Origin of the sequence: Mesorhizobium sp. M1066 (assembly GCF_040318635.1) — a bacterium.
In the GTDB taxonomy this organism is placed as follows: Bacteria; Pseudomonadota; Alphaproteobacteria; order Rhizobiales; family Rhizobiaceae; genus Mesorhizobium.
In genome coordinates this window covers 147,459-160,866 of record NZ_JAMYMR010000008.1, presented here as the reverse complement: position 1 = coordinate 160,866, position 13,408 = coordinate 147,459, and the positions used below count along the sequence as shown (strand labels likewise).

15 protein-coding genes are annotated in these 13,408 nt (G+C 62.8%); 7 read left to right on the top strand and 8 right to left on the bottom strand.

Annotated elements, in window-relative coordinates; all coding sequences use genetic code 11:
- Positions 1-2 precede the first annotated feature (2 nt).
- Positions 3-1,196 carry a succinyl-diaminopimelate desuccinylase gene (gene dapE / locus NKH52_RS14240; RefSeq protein ID WP_013528475.1) on the bottom strand — a complete coding sequence of 398 codons (1,194 nt, stop codon included), beginning with the start codon at positions 1,194-1,196 and terminating at the stop codon, positions 3-5.
- A gap of 128 nt (positions 1,197-1,324) precedes the next feature.
- On the opposite strand from dapE, the gene NKH52_RS14235 reads away from it, so the two are divergent.
- Positions 1,325-2,365 (top strand): 2-dehydropantoate 2-reductase, encoded by a 1,041-nt coding sequence (locus tag NKH52_RS14235; protein WP_352730384.1) that lies wholly within the window; start codon positions 1,325-1,327, stop codon positions 2,363-2,365.
- Here the strand turns inward: NKH52_RS14235 and NKH52_RS14230 are convergent.
- From NKH52_RS14230 to dapD, 4 genes are all read right to left on the bottom strand, one after another.
- On the bottom strand, positions 2,268-3,041 hold the full coding sequence (locus tag NKH52_RS14230; protein ID WP_128304184.1) for a hypothetical protein: 774 nt from the start codon (positions 3,039-3,041) through the stop codon (positions 2,268-2,270). The genes NKH52_RS14235 and NKH52_RS14230 overlap by 98 nt on opposite strands.
- Positions 3,042-3,054: 13 nt before the next feature.
- Positions 3,055-3,432, bottom strand: a complete 378-nt coding sequence (locus tag NKH52_RS14225; protein ID WP_023810766.1) for a DUF805 domain-containing protein — start codon at positions 3,430-3,432, stop codon at positions 3,055-3,057.
- Entirely contained in the window at positions 3,425-3,787 is a 363-nt protein-coding gene (locus NKH52_RS14220; RefSeq protein WP_352730382.1) for a DUF805 domain-containing protein, read from the bottom strand. Before NKH52_RS14220 ends, NKH52_RS14225 begins: the two co-directional genes overlap by 8 nt.
- Before the next feature lie 72 nt (positions 3,788-3,859).
- Complete coding sequence (gene dapD / locus NKH52_RS14215; protein WP_023810768.1) at positions 3,860-4,714, bottom strand: 2,3,4,5-tetrahydropyridine-2,6-dicarboxylate N-succinyltransferase; 855 nt, start codon at positions 4,712-4,714, stop codon at positions 3,860-3,862.
- Positions 4,715-4,916: 202 nt separating this feature from the next.
- Between dapD and NKH52_RS14210 the strand changes: the two genes are divergently transcribed.
- On the top strand, positions 4,917-5,762 hold the full coding sequence (locus NKH52_RS14210) for an LOG family protein (RefSeq protein WP_013528481.1): 846 nt from the start codon (positions 4,917-4,919) through the stop codon (positions 5,760-5,762).
- Between the two features lie 88 nt (positions 5,763-5,850).
- On the opposite strand, the gene NKH52_RS14205 is transcribed toward NKH52_RS14210, so the two are convergent.
- Complete coding sequence (locus tag NKH52_RS14205) at positions 5,851-6,567, bottom strand: pyrimidine 5'-nucleotidase (RefSeq protein WP_127296471.1); 717 nt, start codon at positions 6,565-6,567, stop codon at positions 5,851-5,853.
- Between the two features lie 160 nt (positions 6,568-6,727).
- On the opposite strand from NKH52_RS14205, the gene NKH52_RS14200 reads away from it, so the two are divergent.
- The 3 genes from NKH52_RS14200 (at position 6,728) to NKH52_RS14190 (ending at position 9,295) form a co-directional block, all read left to right on the top strand.
- A complete protein-coding gene (locus NKH52_RS14200; RefSeq protein WP_352582848.1) occupies positions 6,728-7,489 on the top strand; it encodes a GGDEF domain-containing protein in 762 nt (253 codons plus the stop codon).
- Between the two features lie 193 nt (positions 7,490-7,682).
- Positions 7,683-7,859, top strand: coding sequence for a hypothetical protein (locus NKH52_RS14195; RefSeq protein ID WP_352730379.1), 177 nt, complete (start codon positions 7,683-7,685; stop codon positions 7,857-7,859).
- Positions 7,856-9,295, top strand: a complete 1,440-nt coding sequence (locus NKH52_RS14190; RefSeq protein WP_352730378.1) for a GMC oxidoreductase — start codon at positions 7,856-7,858, stop codon at positions 9,293-9,295. The genes NKH52_RS14195 and NKH52_RS14190 overlap by 4 nt, the downstream gene beginning before the upstream one ends.
- A gap of 21 nt (positions 9,296-9,316) precedes the next feature.
- Here NKH52_RS14190 and phhA read toward each other — a convergent pair whose 3' ends face one another.
- Positions 9,317-10,153 carry a phenylalanine 4-monooxygenase gene (gene phhA / locus NKH52_RS14185; RefSeq protein WP_352730376.1) on the bottom strand — a complete coding sequence of 279 codons (837 nt, stop codon included), beginning with the start codon at positions 10,151-10,153 and terminating at the stop codon, positions 9,317-9,319.
- A gap of 140 nt (positions 10,154-10,293) precedes the next feature.
- Between phhA and NKH52_RS14180 the strand changes: the two genes are divergently transcribed.
- Positions 10,294-10,770, top strand: a complete 477-nt coding sequence (locus tag NKH52_RS14180) for an Lrp/AsnC family transcriptional regulator (RefSeq protein WP_352730374.1) — start codon at positions 10,294-10,296, stop codon at positions 10,768-10,770.
- 115 nt (positions 10,771-10,885) lie between these two features.
- Complete coding sequence (gene bchE, locus NKH52_RS14175) at positions 10,886-12,454, top strand: magnesium-protoporphyrin IX monomethyl ester anaerobic oxidative cyclase (protein ID WP_352730372.1); 1,569 nt, start codon at positions 10,886-10,888, stop codon at positions 12,452-12,454.
- 8 nt (positions 12,455-12,462) lie between these two features.
- Here the strand turns inward: bchE and argB are convergent, their stop codons facing one another.
- A complete protein-coding gene (argB, locus tag NKH52_RS14170) occupies positions 12,463-13,356 on the bottom strand; it encodes an acetylglutamate kinase (RefSeq protein WP_352730370.1) in 894 nt (297 codons plus the stop codon).
- Positions 13,357-13,408: the final 52 nt, after the last annotated feature.

Genomic DNA, 13,408 nt, shown 5'->3' with positions numbered 1-13,408 from the left:
GTTCAGCCCTGTCCGAACCAGTCTTCTATGAAGCGCTGGTAGATTTGCGTCAGCGTTTCCAAATCGGCAATGGCGACGCGCTCGTCGACCATGTGCATTGTCTTGCCGACCAGCCCGAACTCGACCACCGGACAATAGTCCTTGATGAAACGCGCGTCGGACGTTCCACCGGAGGTGGACAGCGTCGGCTCCTTGCCGACCGCCGACTTGATCGAGCCGCGCAGCGTTTCGATAAGCCTGTCGTCGCGGGTCAGGAAGACATGGCTCGGCCGGTCGCGCCAGACGAGCTCGTAGTCGACCGGCGTCTTCTTGCCCTGCCGGTACTTCTTGCGCCTGGCTGCCTGGTCGAGCCGGTTGTGGATTTCGGCCTGCAAGGTCTCGTCCGTCCAGGTGTCGTTGAATCGGATATTGAAGGTCGCGGTCGCTTTGGCCGGGATGACATTGGTGGCCGGGTTGCCGACATCGATGGAGGTGATCTCCAGATTGGTCGGCTGGAAATCCCTGGTTCCCTTGTCGAAAACCGGATGCAGCAAGGCATCGACCAGGCTCATCAGTCCGCGCACCGGATTGTCGGCAAGCAGGGGATAGGCGACATGGCCCTGGCGGCCATTGACGGTGACGGCGCCGGACATCGAGCCGCGGCGGCCGATCTTGATCATGTCGCCGAGCGCATCCGGATTGGTCGGCTCGCCGACGACAGATGCATCCCATTTCTCGCCCCTGGAAGCCGCCCATTCGAGCAGCTTGACCGTGCCGTTGATCGCGGGGCCTTCCTCGTCGCCGGTGATCAGCAGCGAGACCGAGCCTTTCGGACCGCCATTGGCCTCGACATGGCGCGCCACGGCAGCGATGAAACAGGCAATGCCACCCTTCATGTCGACGGCGCCGCGGCCATACATCTCGCCATTGGCGATCTCGGCGGCGAAGGGCGGATGCGTCCAGGCGGCTTCGTCGCCGACCGGCACCACGTCGGTGTGGCCGGCGAACATCAGATGAGGGCCGTTGCCGGAACGCCTTGCATAGAGGTTTTCGATATCGGGCGTGCCGTCTTCGGAAAACACCGGCCGATCGACCAGGAAGCCGAGCGGTTTGAGCATCGTCTCCAGCGCGGTCAGCGCACCGCCCTCAGCGGGCGTCACCGAAGCGCAACGGATAAGGGCGGCGAGGTTTTCGGCGGGATCGGTCGGCAGCGTCATGGCAAAAAGCGATAGTCGAAAGCGCAGGGCCTGTCACGGCCAGACATAGGGGCCAGCCTCATGGCTGGCGATACCGCCGATATTATGGTTTTCATGTCGTATAGTTGCGACCCGGCGCGGGCGACAGGATGGCAGACAAGGACAAACGGATCGTCATAGCCGGTGCCGGCAGCATCGGCTGCTATGCCGGCGGCTGCCTGGCGCTGGCCAGCCGAGAGGTCATTCTGCTGGGGCGGCCCCGCATCGAGGCAGCGTTGCGGCAGGACGGATTGCGGGTCAGCGACCTCCAGGGCCGCGATCGCTCGATCAAGCCCGAGGCGCTTGTCGTCACCGCCGATCCGGCCGTCGCCCTGCCGCCGGCGGACGTGATCCTGGTCACGGTCAAGAGCGGCGCGACGCAGGATATGGCGAATCTTATCAAAGCCCATGCCCGGCCCGACGCCGTGGTGATCAGCCTGCAGAACGGTGTCGGCAATGCCGACAGGCTGCGCGCTGGACTTGCCGGACGTACGGTGCTGGCCGGCATGGTGCCATTCAATGTGGTGCAGTCCCCGGATGGCGAGCTGCCGCTACGCGTTCACCGCGCCAGCGACGGCACGGTAATGGTCGAGGATGGCGACGCCGGCCTGGCCGACCTGCTTGGAGTCGAAGGGTTTACGGTCGAAACCCATCGCGACATGAAGGCTGTGCTGTGGGGCAAGCTGCTGATGAATTTGAACAACGCACTGGTGGCGCTTTCCGGTCTGCCGCTGGCAACCGAACTGGCCGATCGACGCTGGCGGCTGATCCTGGCCAGCCAGATCGACGAGGCCCTGAGAGCGATGAGAGCGTCCGGCATCGAGCCGGCGCGGATCGCCGGCCTGCGGCCGGCGCTGCTGCCGAAGGTGCTCAGGCTGCCTGACTGGCTGTTCAAGCTGCTGGCGCGGCACATGCTGGCGATCGACGCGCAGGCGCGCTCGTCGATGTGGGACGATCTTCAGCGCGGCCGGCCGACGGAGATCGACGACTTGCAAGGCGCCATATTGCAGCTGGCGGGGAAGGTCGGCACTCCCGTGCCGACGGTTCAGCGGATCACCGCCTTGGTGCGCGCGGCGGAAGCGGAGCGGCTTGGCTCGCCGGGCCTGCCGCCGGAGCAGGTTGTTGCACCGGCCGGCCGTCGATCAACGTGATCTTCTGCCAGATTTTCCGCGACAGGTTTGACGCCAGGTTCTCGATGTCGTTGACGCCATCGATGACCACGTCGTCATTGACCGACTGTGCGAACAATGCGGCGATCTTGCCCGTGATCGACAGCATTTCGGAGCAATAATCGAGGTAACGGGCCAAGTCGGCGGCATTGGTGATGCGGGCGGGCGAATGCGACGTCGGCTTGAAATCGGCCGACAGTACCGCCGGATCCTTGGTCAGCTGATGCATGTCGATGACGTGGATCAGCGAGCGCAGGCCATGCAGCTGGCGAAAGACCTGCTTGCGCTTGATGCGCTCCTCGGAGCGGATCAAGGCGAGAAATCCGACAATGGCGAGGATGAACATGTTGAGCGAAGCTTCGATGCCTTGCACCGACTGGACGGCATCACCGGGTTTGGAAATGCGGTCGAATGGCAGGACGGTGCCGACGAAGATGAACATCAATGCGCCGGCAACGACAGCGGCGACGATGAGGCCGCGCAGCCACCAGATCGGCGCTTCCAAGGCCTTGGCGCCCTGTGCCAGATCGCGCGACAGCGAGACCAGTTCGGCGGCAACGCCGCGCAGGCCGGCCTTGGGGAAACGCTCCGCAACACGCGTCTCCAGCCGTTCCGCGGTCTCGATGATCAGCTTCGGATCAAGCGTGCGGTAGCGCATGTCCGATCGGCCCTCAGGATTGTTCCGGCTCGTTGGTGCGCCGGCCATAGCGGTTGGGTCCAGGCTGCCCCGGAAACAGGCACAACACAAGGAAGGCGACGATCGAGACCACCGGCACAAACAGGATCAGCGCGGCAATGCCCGGCTTGTCCAAATCGTGTAGCCGCTTCACCGCCAGGGCGATGTTCGACCACAGCGAGGCGATGAAGGCGACGAAGAAGATGAACGACCACATGTTGCTCTCGGCCGAACCTTCCGGCACCAGCGTGAAGCGGTAAAGCGGGAAGGCCTGGATGATGGCGACGAGCAACCCGCCAAGAAAATAGGCCGCGCGACTGACGCGGCCCGAGGTTTTGAAGAAAAGCCAGGTGAGATCTGATCTGTCAGGCAAGCGGGTCCGGTCCATATTGATTGGCGCCCCTGGCGCCTTCGAGAATGCCGCATTCCACCAGAAACCAGATCGGGCCGATGAGCGGCACCAGCATGATCAGGCTCCACCAGCCCGACTTGCCGCGATCATGCCAGCGCTTGGCGTAGACTGCGAGTGCGAAATAGATCGAGGCCAGAGCGATGAGAATGCCGATGATGCCGATCTGGGCGCCACTGGCGGTGGTGATGCGTGTACCGAGAATCGCATCGAGAATAAAGGCAACGATGCCAATGACGAGGAAAACGCCAATCGCGGCCCAGAACTTGCCACGGTTTATGCGACCATCAAAACTTGTGAGCAGATCCTTCCAGTCCATGTCACCCCTCCATGTTGAACCAGCGCGACCGATTGTCGCGCCGGCGGAAGGTGCGCTCGCTTTGCGCAAAGATCAATCGCGCAGCAATTCGTTGATCGAGGTCTTGGAGCGGGTCTTGGCGTCGACACGCTTGACGATGACGGCGCAGTAGAGGCTCGGACCTGGCTCGCCGTTAGGAAAGGACTTGCCCGGCATCGTTCCGGCGACGACTACGGAATTCGGCGGCACTTCGCCATAGAAGATCTCGCCGGTGGCGCGGTCGACGATCTTGGTCGACTGGCCGATGAAGACGCCCATGCCGAGCACCGAGCCTTCGCGCACGATGCAACCTTCGACCACTTCCGAACGCGCGCCGATAAAACAATTGTCCTCGATGATGGTTGGGCCGGCCTGCATCGGCTCCAGCACGCCGCCGATGCCGACGCCGCCGGAAAGGTGCACGTTCTTGCCGATCTGGGCACAGGAGCCTACCCCGACCCAGGTGTCGATCATGGTACCTGTATCGACATAGGCGCCGACATTGACGAAAGACGGCATCAGCACGGCGCCCGGTGCGATATAGGCCGAGCGACGCACGATCGACCCCGGCACGGCCCGAAAGCCCGACTTTTCGAAATCGACTGCGCCCCAGCCATCGAACTTCGACGGCACCTTGTCCCACCACATCGCTTCGCCGGGACCACCCTTGATGATCTCCATCGGGTTGAGCCGGAAGGACAACAGCACGGCCTTCTTCAGCCACTGGTTGACATGCCACTTGCCGTCGGCCTGCCGTTCGGCGACGCGGACGGCGCCGCGGTCGAGCAGGTCGAGCGCCGACTGGATGGCATCGCGCGTTTCGCCGCGCGTCGCAGTCGAAATCGCGTCGCGTTCCTCGAAGGCCTTCTCGATGGTCTTTTCGAGGCTCGCCAGATCGGGCTTCGACATGAATTCGCTCCATTACCAAGCTGTTAAGGGGCTGCGCCTTAACCTGTTTTGAAAGTCGCGCGGACCCCCATGCATGCTTCGCATGCTTGGGTCTTTGCATGTAGCAGGTTTTGCGGAACCTGCTTATGTGAAGCCTTGGTGAGGGTCAATCGCGGCTGCGTCATGGGGCGGCGCAAGTGAAGAATTTGGACGGGTAGAGCATATGACACCTATGGAAAAGGCGGGCTGGACGCCGCTGCCGCATTCGGACGAGGATCTGGAGCGGTCGAAGAGCGTACCGGATACGCCGCAGACGCGTGCCGAGACCTACCGGCTCGCCTGGAACGATCCCGACTTCATGACGCGGCGCGAGTTGCGCGCGGTCCGGCTGCAGCTCGAACTCCTGAAACCGGAAATGATCCTGGCCGAACGCGGCATCCGTTCGACGGTGATCCTGTTCGGCGGCGCGCGCCTGCCGGAACCCGGCGGCGAGGCCTGGGCGGCCAAGAACGAGACGCAGAAGAAGAACCTCGAGGAGAACAGCAAATACTATGAGGAGGCGCGGAAATTCGCCCGCCTCTGCTCGCAACAGTCGGCTACCTCCTATTACCGCGAATATGTCGTGGTGACCGGCGGCGGGCCCGGCGTGATGGAAGCGGGAAACCGCGGCGCCGACGATGTCGGCGCGCCGTCGATCGGCCTCAACATCGTCCTGCCGCACGAGCAGGCGCCGAACATCTATGTGACGCCGGAGCTCTGCTTCAACTTCCATTATTTCGCTATCCGCAAGATGCATTTCGTCATGCGCGCCAAGGCGGTCGCGGTGTTTCCGGGCGGCTTCGGCACGATGGACGAATTCTTCGAGACGCTGACCCTGATCCAGACAGGGCGCATGGAGCGCGTGCCGGTGATCCTGTTCGGCAAATCCTTCTGGAAGCGGGCGATCGATCTCGATTTCCTCGCCGAGCAAGGCACGATCAGCCCCGGTGACCAGGACATCATCGACTTCGTCGACACCGCCGATGAAGCCTGGGGGATCATCAGCCGGTTCTACAAGCTGGGGGAGTAGGGCAGTGGGGAATTGAAGAACTGGTGAATTGAAGAACTGGGGAACTTGATCCGTGGAGACCGTCCTTCATTCTTCATTCTTCAATTCTTCAATTCCCCTCTTCCTTCCCCTCCACAATCGCCGTCAGAAACCCCGCCAGATCGTCGGTGACGAAATCGACGTCGTCCTCGTTGGTCGGGTCGCGCTCCCAGATCTCGGCAAAGGTCGGCTCGAAATTGCGCGGCACGATAAGCACTGTGGTCATGCCGAGCGACTTCGGCACCGACAGGTTACGGGCAAGGTCTTCGAACATCACCGCATTGTGGCCGGTGACGGCGTGGAGTTCGGCGAACTTCTCGTAGGTCTGGCGCGCCGGCTTGGGATTGAGCCCGGCGGCGACGATGTCGAAGATGTCGTCGAAATGGTCGAGGATGCCGAGCTGACGCGCGGTGCGCTCGGCGTGCCTGCGGTCGCCATTGGTGAAGATGAACTTGCGGCCCGGAAGCTGGCGGATGGCGGTGCCGAGAACGGGATCTGGCACCAGCCATGAATAGTCGATGTCGTGGACCTTCTCGAGGAAATCGTCGGGGTCGATGCCATGACGTGTCATCAGGCCGTTCAGCGTCGTGCCATATTCGCGGTAGAGTTCCTTCTGCAACTTGCGCGCATCGTCGCGCGGCAATGCCAGCAGTTCGCCGACATAGGCGGTCATCTTGACGTCGATCTGCGAGAACAGATTCGAATGATGCGGATAAAGCGTGTTGTCGAGATCGAAGACCCAGTCGGTGACATGGGCGAAGCGGGCGGGGTCAGGGAGCGTGGTCATAGGCTCCTTATGGCATGAAACGCGCATTCCGAAAGCGACTTTATCCACAACTTCTGCTCGTTGAGGTTGCGTAAATCGCCTCACGATTCAAATTTTAGGCATCTGGGAAAGGTGGCCTTCAGGGCTTGCTGGCAGAGAGGCAGTCTTGTGGGAGCAAGCGATGAACAGCATAATTCTGAGATCCGCCGCCGTTGCTTTCGCCTCAGTCGCGGCCTCTCTCCTGCTGACCCTGATCATCGTTCCGGCCATGGGATTTCCGGTCAACCGCACGATCTGGCTGACCTCCACCCTCTGTCCGCTGGTGCTGGCGTGGGCCGCCAGCGCAAGCACTTTCTGGCAAAGCGACAGGCTGAAAAACGCGCATCGCGATCTCGCCCGCGCTCATGCCCAGCTCGCCGCCGCGCATCGCCGACTGGCGGAAAAGGCGAGCCGCGACGACATGACCGGCATGCTCAACCGGGAAAGCTTCTTTGCCGCGCTCGACGGTTCGCGCCGCAAGTCCGATCGCGGCGCGCTGCTGATCATCGATGCCGACCACTTCAAGACCATCAACGACAATTTTGGCCATCTGACAGGCGATGACGCGCTGCTTTTGATCGCCAGCGCGATCCAGCGCGGCGTGCGCAGCGGCGATGTGCTCGGCCGCATCGGCGGCGAGGAGTTCGGCGCCTTCCTGACCGGCGCCACCGAGCAGGAGGCCAAGCGCGTCGCCGAGCGCATTCGCCGCGAAGTGGAGCTGATCCGCTTCCGGCCCGTCGACGAGCGGACCATCCCGCTCACGGTCAGCATCGGCGGCACTGTCTGCAGCGAGGAAGCCAGTGTGTCGGAGCTGATGCGCGCCGCCGACCGGCGCCTCTACCAGGCCAAGCACCAGGGCCGTAACCTGACGATCATCGACACCGGCATTTCCGAGGCGGCGTGATCCGATCTGCCGCAACCGGCCTGTTAAGAAAACTCTAACCCTGTTTGTACTCGGTTGTACCGCTTAGCCGGGTTTTCACTGCTTTGCGGCCAGACTTGGCACGATACTGGCTTCCACGGTGATGCATGTGTCGTTCCGGGAATTGCCTTCTGGGAACGCCATGCAGTGCCGAAGCCCAGCCGAGAGACCAGCCATGAGTTTCATCATCAAAAGAATGTCACGCCGCGCGCTCGTGCAGGCGTTGATCGCATTGCCTGCCCTGTCTTTGTTCCGCAGGCTGCCTGATGCCGATGCCGCCGGTCCAAAGCCTGACCCGAACGAGATCGTCGAGGTCAATGGCTGGATCCTGAAGCGGAGCGACTTGGCATGATCTTCGACAGCTACGAGGCGTATCGCGCCGCGAACTTCACCCCGAAGGTCTGCATCCTCGGCTCCGGCCCGGCCGGCACGACGATTGCGCGCAAGCTTGGCGCGGCCGGCATTCCGGTGGTGGTGATGGAGGCCGGTCCGCGCGAATTCAGCGACGAGTCGCAGGATTTCTACCGTGGCAGCACGGTCGGCGATTTCTATTTCGATCTCGACATCACCCGGCTGCGGTTCATGGGCGGCAGTTCCAACCACTGGGCCGGCTGGTGCCGCGTGCTCGACAAGCAGGATTTCGAGCCGAAGGCCTGGGTGCCCGATACGGGCTGGCCGATCCGCCGCACCGACATCGAACCCTATCTGCCGGAAGTGCGCGATATTCTCGACCTTCCTGCCTTCCGGCCCGATATGCCGATCTCGGACGATATTCGCTGGGTGCAGCTGATCAAGAGCCCGGCCGTACGCTTCGCGGAGAAATTCGGCGACGAACTCGACAAGGCCAAGAACATCGCGGTGGTGCTCAACACTTGTGCCACCGAACTTGCCGGCGACGGCAGACGCGTGACGAGCGCCAGACTGTGGTCGAACGGACAGGATGCGGGCTCCTTCAGCGCCGACTATTTCATCGTCTGCACCGGCGGGCTGGAGAATTCGCGGCTGCTTCTGTGGTCGAACCAGCGCTCCAACGGCGGCGTCGTGCCGAATGCGACGGCGCTTGGCCGCTACTGGATGGAGCATCCGACCTTCGAGGGCGGCAATGCCATCCTGGCAGACTACAACGCGTTCGAGGTCGATGCCGTCAACGAGGCCTTCTTCTCGCCGACACTTGCCGCCATGGAGCGGCTGCAGATCATGAATTTCGGCATCCGGCTGATCGAGACGCCGTATCCCGGCGTCAAGAGCCTTATCGCCGATCTCGCCTGCACGGCGCCCGACATGGCCGAGTGGATGTCCTCCAAGCTCAGCCAGAGGCTGCGCTGCGCCGCCCAGCTCTATGTCGCATGGGAACAGGCGCCGCTGGCATCCAACCAGATCGAGTTGTCGAAGACCGATGTCGACCACGCCGGCGTGCCGCGCATCGAGCTGCACTGGAAGAAATCGGAAATGGAGCGCCGCACCCTGCTCGAAGGGCTCAGAACGTTCGGCAAGACGCTGATCGAGAAGGATCTCGGCCGCGTGCGCATTGCCGACTGGATCAGCAATGGTCAGGACTATCCGACCAATGACGAGACGGCGGGCCATCACCATATGGGCGGCACGCGCATGGGCACCGACATCAGCAAGAGCGTGGTCGATGCCAACTGCAAGGTGCACGGCATGGACAATCTCTATGTCGGCGGCTCCTCGGTGTTCTGCACGTCAGGTCAATGCAACCCGACGACGACAATCACCGCGCTGGCCTGCCGGCTCGGCGACCATCTGAGCAAGGTGGTCACCGCCTGACGGCTGCGGGGCAACGTGCTGCTAGAGCGTCGCCGGGTCAAGCGCCGGCCGGTCCTTGCGCCGGGCGACGATCGCCTCGAAATCGGCGATCTGGAAGGCATCGCGCAAGGCGTCGAAGGACGGCAGCACGAAATAGGCGCGCTGGAACTTGTCGATCTCGTAGCCGGTGCGCATCACCGTTTCCAGGTCGAAGGCCACGTGGTGGGCGTCCTTGCCTTCGACCGCGAACTGCAGCTCGGTAAACGACGACATCAGGCCGGCGCCAAAGGCCTTTAGCGGCTGGCCGGCCTCCTGCATCAGGCCATATTCGGCCGTGTACCAGTAGAGCCGGGAAATCATCTCGTCGCCACCCAGCGCGATGATGTCGCCGGCCTTCTCGCCATACATCTGCATGAAGTCGGCGAACACCGGTTGCGACAGCGCCGGCACGTGGCCGAAGAAATCATGGAAAATGTCGGGCTCGACAATGTAGTCAAGCTCCTGCCTGGTGCGCAGCCAGTTGGTAACCGGGAAGCGGCGATCGGCGAGATGGTCGAAAAACGGGGCCGCGGGAATGAGCCCCGGCACCGCGACGATCTGCCAACCGGTCAGTTCGCGCAGCTTGGCGCTGACCTCGTCGAAATCGGGAATACGGTCGAGCAGGCCGAGTTTCTCGACGCCGTCCAGATAGGAATGGTGGGCGAGCTTGCGCGTCAATTTGGTCTGGCGGTCGCACAGCGTGCGCCACACCGTCTGCTCTTCTTCGCTGTAATCGTAACCCTGCGACACGGTGAAATCGGCACGGCAGACCGAATAGTCGCCGCGCAATCCTTGCGCCGCGCAGTCGCGGGCGTATTCGGCAACGCTCATCGTCGTCATGGTTTTCTCCTCGCAAATCATGAATGGCAAGACGGGCCGAAAGGCTACCCGGATTTGCCGAGGCAAATCGGTTTTGATGATGGCTCGAACGGAATATTTGAGATAACATCCACTCACAAAGCCCCTCTATCGGAGTGAAAATGCCTCAGTTCGACGATTTCGAGATCAAGATGCTCGATGTCCTGCAGCGCGAAGGGCGCAAGCCGGTTTCCGAACTGGCGCAAGAGATCGGCCTGTCGACGACGCCGTGCGCGCGGCGCTTCGAGGCGCTGCAGGAGGCCGGAATCATCAAGGGATTTGCCGCGGTGATCAGCCGCCGCGCGGTCGGCCTGATGGTCGAGGTGTTCATCCAGGTGCGCCTGGTCAGCCATAGCGACGGCTCGCCCGAAAGCTTCATCGCCGCCGTGCAGCGCATGGACGAGGTGTCCTCGTGCTGGACGATGACCGGCGACCATGACTTTCTGCTGCATGTCATGGTGCCGTCGGTCGACGAACTCAACGCTTTCGTCATGCACCGGCTGATGCGGCTCGACGGCGTGCGCGACGTCCACACGCAGTTGGTGCTGCAGAACATCAAGGGGCCGGGCCATGTGCCGCTCGGGCATCTCCGGAAGTGAGAATGCCTCCTTCCTCACCCCTTAAGCAAAAGCTGCACGCAAACTGCTGAAACGGGCCAAGCGCGTGTCCACATCGCCGGCCAGCTTGCGCGGACCAACCGCCCAGAGGTCCGCCATGAAAATCGTCCTGATCAATCCGCCGCACACCGCCATCGGCAGCCGCGTGCCCGACGATCATTTGCCGCCGCTCGGCCTGTTGGCGATCGGCGGACCGCTGATCGATGCCGGCCATCAGGTGCGGCTCGTCGACGCCGAGTTCGGGCCGATGCCGCTCGATGACGTCGTGCGCAACGCACTGGAGGACCACCCCGACTTCGTCCTGATCGGCCATTCCGGCTCGACCTCGGCGCATCCGACCGCCTTGCTGATCGCTGAGCAGATCAAGCAGCGCGAACCGGCGACCATCATCATCTATGGCGGCGTCTTCCCGACCTATCATTGGCGCGACATCCTGGCTGAAACGGACGTCTTCGACTTCATCGTGCGCGGCGAGGGCGAGGCAACCGTGGTGGCGCTGGTCGAAGCGCTGGAAATGCGCCAGCCGCCGGCGAGCGTGGCCGGCATCGCCTATCGCGACGATCTGCGCCGTCCCTTTGCCACGCTGCCGGCCATGACCATCGCAGAACTCGATGCCTACCGCGTCGGCTGGGAACTGATCGATCACGGGCGCTACAGTTATTGGGGCGGCAAGCGTGCCGTGGTCATGCAGTTTTCGCGCGGCTGTCCGCATCTGTGCAACTATTGCGGCCAGCGCGGCTTCTGGACCCGCTGGCGGCATCGCGATCCCGTAAAGTTCGCCAGGGAGATCGCCTGGCTGCACCGCGAGCACGGCGTCGAGCTGATCAATCTCGCCGACGAGAATCCGACGGTCTCGAAGAAGGCCTGGCGCGTCTTCCTCGACGCCCTGATCGCCGAGAACGTACCGGTGCTGATCGTCGGTTCGACCCGTGCCGACGACATCGTGCGCGATGCCGACATCCTGCATCTCTACCGCAAGGCCGGCGTCATCCGCTGGCTGCTCGGGATGGAAAACACGGACGAGCAGACGCTTCAATTGATCCGCAAGGGCGGCAGCATCTCATCCGACCGCGAGGCGATAAGGCTGCTGCGCCTCAACGGCATCCTGTCTATGGCGACCTGGGTGGCCGGCTTCGAGGACGAAGGGTTTCGCGACCTGTGGCGCGGCTTTCGTCAGCTTATCGCCTATGACCCCGACCAGATCCAGGCGCTTTATGTGACGCCGCATCGCTGGACGCCGTTCTTCCGCATCGCGCGGGATCGCAAGGTGATCCAGCAGGACGCGCGCTTGTGGGATTACAAGCACCAGGTGCTGCAGATGACACGGCTGAAGCCGTGGATGCTGTTCTTCAGTGTCAAGCTGATCGAACTGGCGGTGCAGTCGCGGCCGAAGGCGCTGGCCCGCATCCTGTTCCACAAGGATCCGGAGCAGCGCCATTCGATGCGCTGGTACACACAGATGGGCCGCCGCGTCTGGTTCCGCGAGGTCTGGGGATTTCTGGTCCGCGACATCAGGGTGAAAGACGGCCCGACGCTGGCCGAATTCTGGGGCGCGCCGCAGGACGCCGAGGAGGAATCGATGTCCGTTCGGCGCCCGGCCAGAAAGCCCGCCATTCCCACCATCGGCAATATTGAAGATTCCGAGGCGAAAAAGTTAGCCGGCTGACGAGCCGCTCAGGGCACGATCAGCGTGCCGGCGCCATGCTCGGTGAACAGTTCCAGCAGCACCGCATGCGGCGTCTTGCCGTTGAGGATGACGACGCCTTCGACGCCGCGCTCGATCGCTTCGATGCAGGTCTCGACCTTGGGGATCATGCCGCCCGAGACCGTGCCGTCCTTGATCAGCCCCTTGGCCTCGGCCACGGTCAGTTCGTCGATCAGCTTCTTGTTCTTGTCGAGCACACCCGGCACGTCGGTGAGGAACAGTAGGCGCGTCGCCTGGCAGGCGCCGGCAATGGCGCCGGCGAAGGTGTCGGCATTGATGTTGTAGGTGTGGCCGTCGCGGCCTGGCGCCACCGGCGCCAGCACCGGGATCATCTCGGAGCGTGCCAGAAGATCGAGCAAGGTGCGGTCGACCTCGACCGGCTCACCGACGAAGCCGAGATCGAGCACGCGCTCGATGTTGGAGTCTGGGTCGATCATGGTCTTGCGGGCCTTTTCGGCGAACACCATGTTGCCGTCCTTGCCGCACAGGCCGATCGCCCATTCGCCCTCGGCGTTGATCAGCGCGACGATCTCCTTGTTGATCGATCCGGCCAGCACCATTTCGACGATCTCGACCGTCTTCTGGTCGGTGACGCGCAGGCCGCCCTCGAACTTCGATTCGATGCCCATCTTGGCCAGCATGGCGCCGATCTGCGGGCCGCCGCCGTGGACGACGATCGGGTTGACGCCGGACTGCTTGAGCAGCGCGATGTCGCGCGCGAAGGCCTTGCCGAGCTCGATGTCGCCCATGGCATGGCCGCCATATTTCACCACGACCGTCTTGTGCTCGTAACGCTGCATGTAGGGCAGAGCCCGTGACAACAGGGCTGCCTGCATTTCGGCGGTGGCGGTTATTTCCGTCATCGGCTTGGTTCCCGGCTTTTTATTTTAAGCATGTCGTTGTCCCAAAACCGCT

Coding starts and splice junctions, on each gene's coding strand:
- dapE (WP_013528475.1), bottom strand. CDS start 1,196: ATGACGCTGCCGACCGATCCCGCCGAAAACCTCGCCGCCCTTATCCGT.
- NKH52_RS14235 (WP_352730384.1), top strand. CDS start 1,325: ATGGCAGACAAGGACAAACGGATCGTCATAGCCGGTGCCGGCAGCATC.
- NKH52_RS14230 (WP_128304184.1), bottom strand. CDS start 3,041: ATGCGCTACCGCACGCTTGATCCGAAGCTGATCATCGAGACCGCGGAA.
- NKH52_RS14220 (WP_352730382.1), bottom strand. CDS start 3,787: ATGGACTGGAAGGATCTGCTCACAAGTTTTGATGGTCGCATAAACCGT.
- dapD (WP_023810768.1), bottom strand. CDS start 4,714: ATGTCGAAGCCCGATCTGGCGAGCCTCGAAAAGACCATCGAGAAGGCC.
- NKH52_RS14210 (WP_013528481.1), top strand. CDS start 4,917: ATGACACCTATGGAAAAGGCGGGCTGGACGCCGCTGCCGCATTCGGAC.
- NKH52_RS14205 (WP_127296471.1), bottom strand. CDS start 6,567: ATGACCACGCTCCCTGACCCCGCCCGCTTCGCCCATGTCACCGACTGG.
- NKH52_RS14200 (WP_352582848.1), top strand. CDS start 6,728: ATGAACAGCATAATTCTGAGATCCGCCGCCGTTGCTTTCGCCTCAGTC.
- NKH52_RS14195 (WP_352730379.1), top strand. CDS start 7,683: ATGAGTTTCATCATCAAAAGAATGTCACGCCGCGCGCTCGTGCAGGCG.
- NKH52_RS14190 (WP_352730378.1), top strand. CDS start 7,856: ATGATCTTCGACAGCTACGAGGCGTATCGCGCCGCGAACTTCACCCCG.
- phhA (WP_352730376.1), bottom strand. CDS start 10,153: ATGACGACGATGAGCGTTGCCGAATACGCCCGCGACTGCGCGGCGCAA.
- NKH52_RS14180 (WP_352730374.1), top strand. CDS start 10,294: ATGCCTCAGTTCGACGATTTCGAGATCAAGATGCTCGATGTCCTGCAG.
- bchE (WP_352730372.1), top strand. CDS start 10,886: ATGAAAATCGTCCTGATCAATCCGCCGCACACCGCCATCGGCAGCCGC.
- argB (WP_352730370.1), bottom strand. CDS start 13,356: ATGACGGAAATAACCGCCACCGCCGAAATGCAGGCAGCCCTGTTGTCA.